Origin of the sequence: Streptosporangium sp. OZ121, from assembly GCF_051918885.1 — a bacterium.
GTDB lineage: Bacteria > Actinomycetota > Actinomycetes > Streptosporangiales > Streptosporangiaceae > Streptosporangium.
Map to the genome: position 1 here is coordinate 156,930 of NZ_JBPXMC010000015.1, position 12,373 is coordinate 169,302.

A 12,373-nucleotide genomic window follows, 5' to 3' on the forward strand; every position below is an offset into this window, starting at 1 on the left:
CCGAGGGCCGGGGGATCGGGTCAGAGTGCTCACTCACCAGCGGCTGCCAGGCACCGAGTCCGCCAGCGAGACCGACCCGGTATCTGCCATTAGGAGGACGGTCGGTCGTAGACGCCGATCGCCCAGCGGCCGGGCCTGCTGCCCACGTTCGCCAGCACCCGCTCCAGCACCCGCGTGTCCATCCGCGGGCCTATCAGGTCCCAGATCATGTAATGCCCGCGGCACATCCCCGTCCTCTCCACCTCCTTCTCCGGGCACTTCAGCTTTTTGAGCGCTTCACGGGAGATGCGCGGCCTGGGGGGAAGCACCCAGACCGTCGCGCTCTGCTCGCGCGACGTCCAGTCGGGGGGCACCGACTCCTTGTCGTGCTGCGAGGTCAGCCCCGGCCAGCCGCTGCCGCATTCGCGGGCGGAGCCCGATCTGTGGATTCCCGTCCCGGTCATCTTGACCACCACTGCCCTCGGGTCCTCGCAGACGACCCGGAATCCGGTGAAGACACTGGTCGGGGTGAACTTCAGGGTGCGTTTCACACCCAAGGTATTCGACCGGTACGCGTGAATCAGCCGCATCTCATGGCGATTCCGCAGGTCGTTGACGGTCGCGGGAAGGTCCTTGCCGGAGACGGGTGGGACGGCGGTGGGAACGGGCGTGGGGTCGGCGGCGACGGCCACGATCGGCGCCTCCGCCCCGCCCCCGGCGGACAGCGACGGCGCCACCACGGCGACCGCGAGCGCCCCTGCGGTGACGACCGCCGCGGCCGTGGCCGCCGTCCGCCGCCGCCGGATCGCCCGGCCCCTGGCGAGGATCGCCTCCAGCCGGGCCGTGTCCCCGCCGTCCCCGCCGTCCCCGCCGTCCCCGCCCCCGCCGCTGCCCGCGCCGCGCTCCTCCAGGAGCATCCTGAGGTCGTTCTCGGTGTTGCTCATCCGCGTACTCCCGTCGTCGCCTGGATCCCCCGGTCCACCCTGAGCCGAGTGAGAGCCCTGTTGAGCTGGCTCTTCACCGTCCCGACCGAGCATCCGAGCACCCCGGCCACCTGGGTCAGCGGCATGTGCTCGAAGTAGTGCAGGACGACCACCGCGCGCTGGCGCCCGGACAGGGTGCCGATCGCCGTCCACAGCGCGTCCCTGTCGCCGACGTCGCTCGCGAAGTCCCGCCCGTCCGGCCGGTCGGGCAGCTCCCCCGTCGGGATCTCCCGCCGCCAGCGCCGCCGCCACCAGGAGGCGTGGGTGTTGGCGATGATCCGGTAGACGTACGGGTCGGGATCGCCGTCGATCCGCTGCCAGGCGAGCCAGGCCCTGGCCAGCGCGGTCTGCACCAGGTCCTCGGCGATCGCCCAGTCCCTGGTGAGGAGATACGCCGCTCGCAGTAACCGCTCATGGCGCTGCTCGACGTACTCCGCGAACTCGGTCATCGTGCCTCCGCCTCGGTGCTCCGATGATGACTACCGTCTGGCGGGCGGGTTCGGTTTACGGCCGATCACGAAAGAAGAGCGGCCGGCATCGGCCGAACGGCCGGGTCACAGTTGCTCCGCCGCTCCGCTAGCCTCGCGTAGGTTACGCACGCGCTGGTACGGAAGGTGCTGAAGTGATCGGCTGGTTCGAAGCGGTGGTCCTCGGGCTGATTCAGGGATTGACGGAGTTTCTGCCGATCTCCTCCAGTGCCCACATCAGGGTCGTGTCGGCGTTCTTCGGCTGGCCGGACCCGGGAGCCGCGTTCACCGCGGTCGTCCAGCTCGGCACCGAGGCCGCGGTGGTCATCTACTTCCGCAAGGAGATCTGGGAGATCATCTCCACCTGGACGCGGTCCCTGTGGACCCCCGACCTGCGCGGCCACTACGCCGCCCGGATGGGCTGGTACGTCATCGTCGGCACCATCCCGATCGTGGTGCTCGGCCTGCTCTTCAAGGACTCCATCGAGGGCGCCTTCCGCGACCTGCGCCTGATCGGCACGACGCTGATCGTCTTCGGCCTGATCCTGTGGTTCGCCGACCACACCGCCCGCAACAGGCTCACCCTGGAGCGGCACCTCAGCTTCACCCACGCCCTGATCTACGGCTTCGCCCAGTCGCTCGCCCTGATCCCCGGCGTGTCCCGCTCCGGCGGCACCATCAGCGCCGGACTGCTGCTGGACTACCGCCGCGAGGAGGCCGCGAAGTACTCCTTCCTGCTCGCCATCCCGGCCGTGCTGGGCGCGGGCTTCCTGGAGCTGTTCAAGATCGGCGAGGGCGCGGCGCCCGAGTGGGGCCCCACGATCCTGTCCACCGTGATCTCGTTCATCGTGGGCTACCTGGCGGTCTCGTGGTTCCTGAAGTACATCAGCACCCACCGCTTCACCGGCTTCGTGATCTACCGGATCGCCCTCGGGATCATCATCATCGCCCTGGTGAGCTTCGGGGTCCTCGACCCCTCGGCCTAGAGCCTGTCCGGCGAATGATCACGGCTGGTCCGGAGGAGCCGGCCGTCACCGCGCTCTTCCCGGCCCTCCCTTCGCCCGGGAAAAGAATTTCACCCGTCAAGTGAGCGGCCTTGGTGAAAAGCGGGAAGAGACAGGGCAGGCCCCCTCCCCCCGTCCGAACCACCCGGGCCGCCTGGACCACCCGGGTCGCCTGGGCCGCATGGCTCGCCGCGAACTCCACGATCCTTCCCGGGGGATGGACGAGGTGCCCATTGAGTACGCGACCGATCAACGACTACGCCCTGCTGTCGGACTGCCGGTCCGCCGCGCTGGTCACCTCCGACGGCTCGGTGGACTGGCTGTGCCTGCCGCGATTCGACAGTCCGGCGCTCTTCGCCCGGCTGCTCGACGAGGACGCCGGATACTGGTCGATCCGCCCCACCGGCCCCACCGAGGTCACCCGCCGGTATCTGGAGCACACCCTGGTGCTCGAGACCACCTTCCGCTGCCGGGACGGAACCGTGGTGCTCCTCGACGCGCTCGCCCTGGGCAGCCGGGAACGCGGGCACTCGCTGGGCATGTCCTCGCCCGGCCTGCTCCTGCGTCAGGTGACCTGTGTCGAAGGTCGCGTGACCGTGGAGGTGGCGTACGTGCCGCGACCCGAGTTCGGGCTCGTCCACCCCCTGATGCAACCTGTCCGAGGCGGCCTGATCTCGCGTGGCGGGGCCAACGTCCTCGCCCTGTCCAGCCCCGTCGAGCTGCGGGTGAGCGGGTCGGTCGCGGACACCGCCGTCACCCTGCGCGCCGGGCAGAGCCTGGGGTTCGCCCTGCAGGCCGGCTGGGCGTGGGCGCCCGACCCGTCGTGCCGCACTCCCCCGTACATCGCACGCCGGGCGAAGGACACCGTCTCGGGCTGGCGCTCCTGGTCACGGCATCACGCCGACTATGAAGGCCCATGGCGTGAACAGGTGAACCAGAGCGGCCGGGTGCTGCGTGCGATGACGTACGCCCCCACCGGGGCCATCGTGGCCGCGGCCACCACCTCCCTGCCCGAGAGCATCGGCGGGGAGCGAAACTGGGACTACCGCTACACCTGGATCCGGGACGCCAGCTTCACCCTGCAGGCCCTGTCCACCGCCACCTGCGAGATCGAGGAGACCGCCTTTTTCACTTTCCTCGCCAACGCCTGCGCCACCCAGCTCGACCGGGGCGTCGACCTGCAGATCATGTACGGCGTGGGCGGCGAGCGCGACCTGAGCGAACGGCACCTGCCGCACCTGCGCGGCTGGCGGGGCAGCGCGCCGGTGCGGGTCGGCAACGACGCCTGGCGCCAGCGCCAGATCGACGTTTACGGGGAGCTGCTCGACGCGGCCCATCAGATCTATTGCGACACCGGCCCTCTCGAGCCGTTCACCTGCGCTTTTCTGGTCGGGGTGGCTGAGACCGCCGCCCGTCGCTGGCGGGAGCCCGACCAGAGCCTGTGGGAGGTCCGCGGGCCCGGCCGCCACTTCACGCACTCCAAGCTGATGTGCTGGGTGGGACTGGATCGGGCCATCGCGCTGGCCCCGATGCTGGGGGCCGACGCCCGGATCGCCGACTGGACGAGCACTCGCGAGGAGATCCGCGCCGCGATCCTGACCCGGGGCTGGAACGAGCGTGCGGGTGCCTTCACCCAGACGTTCGACGGCACCGACCTCGATGCCGCCGTGCTGGTCATGCCCATGGTCGGGTTCCTCTCCCCGGACGATCCGCGGGTGCGGTCCACCGTGCACGCCATCGCCACCCACCTGACCGACGATCGAGGCCTGGTGCACCGTTACCACGCCGCCGACGGGCTCCCCGGCCAGGAGGGCACGTTCCTGCTGTGCACCTTCTGGCTCGCACAGGCCCTGGCCCTCACGGGAGAGGGTGCCGCGGCCAGACGGGCGTTCGAGACCGCCGCGTCGTACGCCAATGACGTCGGTCTGCTCGCCGAGGAGGTCGACTCGGCCACCGGGGAGCCCCTCGGCAACTTCCCGCAGGCCTTCAGCCACATCGGCCTGATCAACGCCGCCCGCGCCATCGGCGACACCACCTGACTCCCGACGCCGGTGACGAGCCGGGCGTGCCAGGCAGGTGGCGGCACGCCAGAACGATCGAGCCGACGGAGCGCTCCATCGGCTCGTGGGCCGATGCCCCCGCACTCCCCGTCCGGCATGCGGTCCTGCTCGGCGGCCCTGAATACAGCCCGGCGTAGACTGGCCACACGCAGGACATTCGCGACGCACATGCGAGGGGATACCTGTATGAGAACGCGATCCACGGCCGCCGGCAATCTCCAGATCGCGGGGGCCTCCACGCTTCGTTTCGGACTGGCGCTCAACCTGGTGATGATCGGGCGGCTCAAGTTCGAAGACTACGAGGTCGAGAACATCCGCCCCTTGATCACCTCGAGCCCGCCGTTCTCGCGACTCGCCACCATGCTCGGCGAACGGCGGCTGGCCAGGCTCATCGGCGTGGCGGAGATCGTCATCGGATCGCTGATCGCGGCGAGGTCGTTCGCCCCCAGGGCCTCGGCGCTCGGCAGCCTGGCGGCGGCGGGGATGTTCACCACCACGCTCAGCTTCCTGATCACCACGCCGGAGGCCTGGCAGGAAAGGCGCGGGGAGCCGAAGCTCTCCCTCGCGGGCCAGTTCCTGGTGAAGGACGTCGTCCTTCTGGGAGCCTCCCTGTTCACCGCCGCCGAATCCCTGCGAGACGCCTCGCGCCCGTAGCCCCCGGTTCCGGCCGGGGTCGATGATCTCGGATGGCTTCGTCCTCGATCGGCGCGGGATGATCGCACGCGCCGTGGACACACCGAGGTGCATCGGCCGCTGCGCGCCCGCGACGCGGGCGATGTCGCGAACGAACGACCGGCCGGTCGGCTGATCAGCCGGTCGGCCGGTCGCGTTCGGGTTCCCGCCGTCCGCAGGATCGCTAGCACTCGCTGTCGGCGACGACCCAGTGGTTGGGACCGGTCTGCTTGAGACCGTGCGTGACGAGGACGTTCCACAGGCCCATGGCGTCGTCGGACCCGTTGGCGTAGGTGTAGCCGCCGGACTGGTAGGCCCGTCCGGCGACGGTGTGGGCGTAGTTGCTCGCCCTGACGCAGGTCTGGGGCCCCGTCGGGGTCGGGGTGGGGGTCGGGGTCGGCGTGACGGTCGGGTTCGGGGTCGGCTGCGTGCCACCGGTCAGGCCGAAGAACTGCGCGTCGTGGTAGGCGGAGCAGATGGTGTCGAGGAAGTAGGCCGCCGCGCTGCCGCACTGGTCGGCGGCGCCGCCGGGATCGATCGGCAGGCCGTGTCCCATGCCGGTGATCTCGTACACGCGCACCGCGTCGTTCCCGTACACCTTCAGGGAGGTGCCGCCGGTGAGGCTCCGCGTGGAGGTGGGGCTCTGCGAGACGCCCCGCACGTTCGTCCACTGGTCGCGCAGCTGGGCCGCGTTGGCCGGGACGACGGTGTAGTCGGACAGCCCCTGCCAGATCGCGACGCGCGGGTACGGTCCCGAGTAGCCGGAGTGGGCGTTGCGCACCAGGTCGCCCCACTGCTGCGGGGTCTTGCTGACCGGTCCGTACTGGCAGGTGGAGGCCTGGAGCAGGCCGGCGGCGCACCGGTAGGCGAGCCCCGCCCCGATCGAGCCGCCCGCGAAGACGTCCGGGTACGTGGCGAGCATGACGGCCGACATCGCCCCGCCCGCCGACAGGCCGGAGACGTAGACGCGCGCCGGGTCGGACCCGTAGGTGGAGACCGCGTAGGCGACCATGGCGCGGATCGAGGCGGCCTCGCCCTGGCCCCGGGTGGTGTCGCCGGTCTCGAACCAGTTGAAACAGCTCGACGAGTTGTTCGCGCTGCCGGTCTGCGGCAGCACGAGGGTGAATCCCGACTGGTCGGCGTACTTGCGCCATCCCGAGTTGGCGAAGTAGCCGCTCGCGTTCTGCGTGCAGCCGTGCAGCAGGACCACCAGCGGGCGTCCGGCGGTCGAGCCGTCGGGCCGGTAGCTGTACATGGTGAGGTTGCCGGGGTTGCTGCCGAACGAGCCGACCTGGACGAGGGACGCGGCCCGAGCGGGAGACGTCGTCGCGGTCGCCGCGCCGAGGAGTCCGAGCAGTCCGAGCGACAGGGTGAGAAGGATGCGGAGAAGACCCGCCGGAAGGGATGCTGCCATGAGGTGCTCCTTTGTGGCCCTGTGACCTGTATCACCGGCCCTTACCAGCGCACGTTAAAACCGTCGTAACCCGTTTGACATGTTCCCGAGACACACTCTTCGCCGCCGCGTTATGGATCACACGGTGGCGGGCGGGCCTCCCCTTCCCCGGATCTCACGAACCTCCGGACCGCGGACCGGCCGGACCGCCTGGGCCCCACGGCTTCCGCTGGCTCCACGGGCTTCCCGGGCTGTCCGGTCTCCTCGGGTTCCCCGGCCTCCACGGGCTCCAGGTGATCGCCGCGTCTCACCCGGTACCGGACTCGGGGACACTGGACGGGTGCGTTCCGACTGGTCCGGCCTACCCGTACGTCACGTTCTGCCCGAGTTGCTCGCGGCGCTGGACGGGCGGGGCGTCGCCGTGCTCACCGCTCCCCCGGGCACCGGCAAGACCACGCTCGTCCCGCTCGCGCTGGCCGGGCTCCTCGACGGCTCGGCGCCCAGGCGGGTGATCGTGGCCGAGCCGAGGCGGATGGCGGTACGGGCGGCGGCGAGGCGGATGGCGTGGCTGCTGGAGTCCGAGGTGGGGGCGGAGGTCGGGTTCTCGATACGCGGCGAGCGCAGGGTGGGTCCGAGGACGGTCGTCGAGGTCGTCACCACGGGAGTCCTCCTGCAGCGGCTCCAGCGCGACCCCGAGCTCGAAGGAGTGGACGCGGTCCTGCTCGACGAGTGCCACGAGCGCCACCTGGACGCCGACACCGCGCTGGCGTTCCTCCTCGACGTCCGCGCCGCGCTCCGCCCCGACCTGCGGATCGTCGCCACCTCCGCCACCGCCGACGCCGCCCCCTGGGCCCGTCTCCTCGGCTCCCCCGGCGATCCCCCCGCGCCCGGCGACACCGCCCCCTCCGATGCCTCCGGTGAACCCGGTGAACCCGGTGAACCCGGCGAACCCGGTGAACCCGGCGAACCCGCGCCGATCGTGCACGCCTCCGGCACCATGCACCCGGTCACGCCCGTCTGGGCACCGCCCACCGGGACCGTCGCACCGCCCCACGGCATGCGGGTGGACCCGGCGTTCCTGGCCCACGTCGCCGGTGTCGTACGGCGCGCGCTGGCCGAGCACGAGGGGGACGTGCTCTGCTTCCTGCCGGGCGTCGGCGAGATCGGCCGGGTGGCCGCGATGCTCCCTGGCCAGGCCGGCGTCGAGGTCCTCCAGGTGCACGGCCAGGCCCCGGCCCGCGTCCAGGACGCGGTCCTGTCCCCGGGCGACGGGAGGAGGGTGGTGCTCGCCACCTCGGTCGCCGAGTCGAGCCTGACCGTGCCGGGCGTGCGGATCGTGGTCGACTCCGGCCTGGCCAGGGAGCCCCGTACCGACCACGCGCGCGGTCTCGGCTCGCTCACCACCGTCCGCGCGTCCAGGGCCTCGGCCACCCAGCGGGCGGGGCGGGCGGGCCGCGAGGCGCCGGGCGTGGTCTACCGGTGCTGGTCGCGGGCCGAGCACGACCGGTTGCCCGAGCACGCGCGACCCGAGATCGCGCTCGCCGACCTGACCGGCTTCGCCCTCCAGGTCGCCTGCTGGGGCGATCCGGCCGCCACCGGCCTGGCCCTGCTCGACGCGCCGCCGGCCGCCGCGATGGACGCCGCCCGCCGCACCCTGTACGCCCTGGGCGCGTTGGACTCTCCCGGCACGCCGCGGCCACCGGGCGCGCCGGAGCACTCGCCCGATCTTCCCCCCGCGGGCCGGGTGACCGACCGGGGACGGCGGATGGCCGGGGTCGGGGTCCATCCGCGCCTGGCCCGTGCCCTGATCGACGCCGGCACGGACACCGGCGCGGACGGGATCGGCGCCGGGTCCCGGGCCGCCGAGGTGGTGGCGCTGCTGTCGGAGCAACTGCCCAGGGACGCGGGCGACGACCTGGTGGCGGTCTGGCGCTCCGCGCGCCGGGGCGGTGACGGCTTCTCCGCCCGCTGGCGCCAGGAGGCGGGACGCCTGGCGCGGGCCGTGCCCGGCACAGCCCGGCGTGCGGGCCGGAAAGCGGCGGGTGCCGTCCGGCCGGGGAACGGCGACGACGCCGTGGCCGGGACGGTCGTGGCGCTGGCCTACCCGGAGCGGGTGGCGCGACGGCGCGGCGGCTCGTACCTGATGGCCTCGGGAACGGCGGCGGAGCTGCCGCGCGGGTCGCGGCTGGAGACGGCGGAGTGGCTGGCCGTCGCGGTCGCCGACCGGCCCACCGGAGCGGCGTCCGCCAGGATCAGGCAGGCGGTGGTGATCGACGAGGAGATCGCCAGGCTCGCCGCGGCCTCCCTGTACAGCTCCGGTGAGGAGATCACCTGGTACACCCCGCCGGGAGGGCGGCGCGGCGACGTGTCGGCGCGGCGGGTGGAGCGACTGGGCGCGATCGAGCTGTCCAGCCGCGCGCTCCGCGGCGCCGACGTGCGGCCCGCCGTCCTGGAGGGCCTGCGCGCGGAGGGCCTGTCGATCCTGCGCTGGACACCCGAGGCCGTGGCCCTGCGCGAGCGGCTGGCCTTCTGCCGCCGCACGCTCGGCGACCCGTGGCCCGAGACGGACGACGACGCGCTGATCGGCGCGGCCGACCGCTGGCTGGAGCCCGAGCTGTCGCGAGCCCGCCGCCGGTCGGACCTGGAGCGCCTCGACGTGGTCTCCGCGCTGCACCGCCTGGTCCCGTGGAACGCCCGGCTGGCGGAGGTGGCCCCGGAGCGGGTCGAGGTGCCGAGCGGGTCGCGGGTCAGGATCGACTACTCGGGCGAGCGGCCGGTGCTGGCGGCCAAGGTGCAGGAGCTGTTCGGCTGGGCCGAGGCCCCGCGCGTCGCCGGGGTCCCGCTGGTGATCCACCTGCTCTCCCCCGCGGGCCGCCCGGCCGCCGTCACCGCCGACCTGGCCTCCTTCTGGCGCGAGGGCTACCGCGCGGTCCGCGCCGAGCTCCGCGGGCGCTATCCCCGGCATCCCTGGCCCGACGATCCCCTGTCGGCCACCGCCACCCGCCGTACCAATCCCCGCCGCTGACCCCGGCGGGCCGGAAGCCCGGTCGCGCCGGGCGAAATAACGCCGATGAGCCGGACAAGTCATCTGATTGAGACGTGGGACGCTTCCCCTTACGCACTCGCCAGACCACACTCGGTGCATGTCGTGGGTGGGAAGTTCCGCAGTGGAGATCGCGGATGCCGTGCGACGGGGGAAGGTCACGGCACCCGTGGTGGTCGCCGAGCACCTCGACGCCATCGCCGAGCGCGACGGGCGGGTCGGGGCGTTCCGCGTGGTCCTCGCCGAGCGGGCGCTGGCCGAGGCGCGGGCCCTGCAGGAGCGGGAGGACCTGTCCGTGCTGCCGCTCGCCGGGGTGCCGATCGCGATCAAGGACAATGTCGCGACCCGCGGGGAGGCGTCGCGCAACGGTTCGGCGGCGACGTCCGACGTGCCCGCGGACGAGGATCATCCCGTGGTCGCCAGGCTGAGGGCGGCGGGCGCGGTGGTCGTCGGCATCACCAACGTGCCGGAGCTGTGCCTGGCCGGATTCTCCGACAGCGTGTACGGCGTCACCCGCAACCCGTGGGATCCGAGCCGCACCCCCGGCGGCTCCTCGGGCGGGAGCGCGGCGGCCGTGGCGGCGGGGATGGTGCCGCTGGCCCACGGCAACGACGGGCTGGGCTCGCTGCGCATCCCCGCCGCCTGCTGCGGCCTGCTCTCGATCAAGCCGGGACACGGGCTGGTCCCGCCGCCGGAGCACGACTGGTACGGGATGTCGGAGAACGGGCCGCTGGCCACCACCGTGGCCGACCTCGCCCTCGCCCTCGCCGTCATGGCGAACGACATGTCGCTGGCGACGCCCGGGGAGAGCGAGGCCCTGGGCGTGGGCCGCGCCATCGACGACTATCCGGGCGGGCTCACCCTGTCGGAACCGCTGAGGCTGCGGGTCGCGGTCGCGCCGATGCCGCTGCCGCCGGGGCTCTCGGTGGACGCCGAGTTCCAGCGGGCGGTGACCGGGGCGGCGGAGGCGCTGGGCGCGGCGGGGCACACCGTGGTGGACCATGCCGAGCCGATGTCCCTCCGGGTCGGCGCCGCCGCCGTGGCCACCTGGTTCGCGTGCGCCAGGAGCGACGTCGAGGGCCTCGACCCGCGCGGGCTGGAGCGGCGCACCAGGTCCCTGGCGAGGATGGGCCGGCTGCTCGCCAGGTTCGGGGCGGACGGCGCGGCGGGCCGCGACCGCTGGCGCGCGTACGGCGCCGACCAGTGGTTCGGGAACGCCGACGTGCTCGTCACCCCGACGCTCGCCGCCGTGCCGCCGCCCGCCGAGCGCTGGGGCCGCCGGGGGCTGCTGGCCAACGTCCGCGTCAACCTGGCCTACGCGCCCGCCACCGCGGCGTGGAACATGGCCGGCTGGCCGGCCATGAACGTCCCGTACGGCAGGCACTCCAACGGCATGCCGATCGGGGTCCAGCTCGTCGCGGCACCGGGTGGCGAGGCGCAGCTCCTGGCCCTGGCCGGCCAGCTGGAGGCCGCCCACCCCTGGACCCGCCACGCCCCGCTCCCCTGACCACCGGCCCCGCCGGCCCCGCCAGGCCCGGCGGGGCCGGACACGGCGACGCCTGGCGCGCCGGACCCGGCGGACCAGGCGTCACGGACCGGACGCCGTGGAGCCTGGCGCGCCGGAGCCCGCGAGGCGGACCTGGCGGGGCCGGACGCGGCGGGCCGGGCGTGTCAGACGCCGGTGGGGTGCCAGACGGTCTTGGTCTCCAGGAAGGCCGTCAGGCGCCTGGTGCCGGGATCGGCGGACCAGTCGGTCGCGGTCGTGGCGGGACGGAAGACGCGCTTGAGGTTCTCCGCCGCCGCCTCCTCGCACGCGACCGCCAGGCCCTCGTCGGCGACCCCGGTGAGGTCGAGGGCGTTGACGTCCATGTGCGCGGCCAGCCAGGGGGCGATCTCGGCGACCGAGCCGGTGAGGATGTTCACCACCCCGCCGGGCAGGTCCGAGGTGGCGAGCACCTCGGCCAGGGTGATCGAGGGCAGCGGGGCTCGCTCGCTCGCGATCACGACGCAGGTGTTGCCCGTGACGATCACCGGGGCGATCACCGAGACGAGCCCCAGCAGCGGCTCGTCGGGGGCGACCACCGCGACCACGCCGGTCGGCTCCGGCGAGGAGATGTTGAAATAGGGCCCCGCGACCGGGTTGGAGGATCCGGCGACGGCGGCGATCTTGTCGGACCATCCGGCGTACCAGACCAGCCGGTCGACGGCCGCGTCCACGACCTCCCCGGCCTTCCTCGTCCCGGTCTCCGCCAGTTCGGCGGCGAACTGGGCCCGGCGGCCCTCCAGCATCTCGGCGACGCGGTAGAGGATCTGCCCCCGGTTGTACGCGGTGGCGCCCGACCAGCCGCCGAAGGCCTTGCGCGCGGCCGTCACCGCGTCGCGGGCGTCCTTGCGGGAGGCCTTGGAGGCGTTGGCGAGGAAGTCGCCCCTGGAGGAGGCCACGGCGTAGGACCTTCCGCTCTCGGAGCGCGGGAACGCCCCGCCGATGTACAGCTTGTACGTCTTGCGCACGGCGAGACGCGCGGACCCGCGGCTCCCCTCGCCCTCGCCGGTACGGTTCCCGGCGTCCTCGCCCGTACCGTCCGTCGCGGGGGCACCCGCCTGCTTGCCCGCCCGCGCCCGGCCCGGCCGCTCCGCCTTACTCATTTCCCAGCCCTCTCCACGAGCTCTCCTGCTGCGCCAGCCGGGCCGGCACGAAGATCTGACCGCAACGGCTCACGCCGCACCGGTGGGCGAACCAGCCCCGCAGCACCGGCCGTCCGGCGCGGGCGA

General features: G+C 73.0%; 9 protein-coding genes. 5 read left to right on the forward strand and 4 right to left on the reverse strand.

From position 1 onward, the window contains the following. Nucleotides 1-89: 89 nt before the first annotated feature. Nucleotides 90-923, reverse strand: a complete 834-nt coding sequence (locus ACTOQ1_RS25405) for a hypothetical protein (RefSeq protein ID WP_440070526.1) — start codon at nt 921-923, stop codon at nt 90-92. Then, nucleotides 920-1,411, reverse strand: a complete 492-nt coding sequence (locus tag ACTOQ1_RS25410) for a SigE family RNA polymerase sigma factor (RefSeq protein WP_440070527.1) — start codon at nt 1,409-1,411, stop codon at nt 920-922. The genes ACTOQ1_RS25405 and ACTOQ1_RS25410 overlap by 4 nt, the downstream gene beginning before the upstream one ends. A gap of 173 nt (nt 1,412-1,584) precedes the next feature. On the opposite strand from ACTOQ1_RS25410, the gene ACTOQ1_RS25415 reads away from it, so the two are divergent. The 3 genes from ACTOQ1_RS25415 (at nt 1,585) to ACTOQ1_RS25425 (ending at nt 5,147) form a co-directional block, all read left to right on the forward strand. After that, nucleotides 1,585-2,415 (forward strand): undecaprenyl-diphosphate phosphatase, encoded by an 831-nt coding sequence (locus ACTOQ1_RS25415; RefSeq protein WP_440070528.1) that lies wholly within the window; start codon nt 1,585-1,587, stop codon nt 2,413-2,415. A 251-nt stretch (nt 2,416-2,666) separates the two neighbouring features. Then, on the forward strand, nt 2,667-4,472 hold the full coding sequence (locus ACTOQ1_RS25420; protein WP_440070529.1) for a glycoside hydrolase family 15 protein: 1,806 nt from the start codon (nt 2,667-2,669) through the stop codon (nt 4,470-4,472). A 207-nt stretch (nt 4,473-4,679) separates the two neighbouring features. Continuing rightward, nucleotides 4,680-5,147 carry a DUF417 family protein gene (locus tag ACTOQ1_RS25425; RefSeq protein ID WP_440070530.1) on the forward strand — a complete coding sequence of 156 codons (468 nt, stop codon included), beginning with the start codon at nt 4,680-4,682 and terminating at the stop codon, nt 5,145-5,147. A 202-nt stretch (nt 5,148-5,349) separates the two neighbouring features. On the opposite strand, the gene ACTOQ1_RS25430 is transcribed toward ACTOQ1_RS25425, so the two are convergent. Beyond that, a complete protein-coding gene (locus ACTOQ1_RS25430) occupies nt 5,350-6,579 on the reverse strand; it encodes an extracellular catalytic domain type 1 short-chain-length polyhydroxyalkanoate depolymerase (protein WP_440070531.1) in 1,230 nt (409 codons plus the stop codon). A 319-nt stretch (nt 6,580-6,898) separates the two neighbouring features. On the opposite strand from ACTOQ1_RS25430, the gene ACTOQ1_RS25435 reads away from it, so the two are divergent. Then, nucleotides 6,899-9,583, forward strand: a complete 2,685-nt coding sequence (locus ACTOQ1_RS25435; protein ID WP_440070532.1) for an ATP-dependent RNA helicase — start codon at nt 6,899-6,901, stop codon at nt 9,581-9,583. Nucleotides 9,584-9,701: 118 nt separating this feature from the next. Beyond that, nucleotides 9,702-11,108, forward strand: coding sequence for an amidase (locus ACTOQ1_RS25440; protein WP_440070533.1), 1,407 nt, complete (start codon nt 9,702-9,704; stop codon nt 11,106-11,108). A 164-nt stretch (nt 11,109-11,272) separates the two neighbouring features. On the opposite strand, the gene ACTOQ1_RS25445 is transcribed toward ACTOQ1_RS25440, so the two are convergent. Further along, nucleotides 11,273-12,247 (reverse strand): aldehyde dehydrogenase family protein, encoded by a 975-nt coding sequence (locus tag ACTOQ1_RS25445; protein ID WP_440070534.1) that lies wholly within the window; start codon nt 12,245-12,247, stop codon nt 11,273-11,275. Nucleotides 12,248-12,373: the final 126 nt, after the last annotated feature.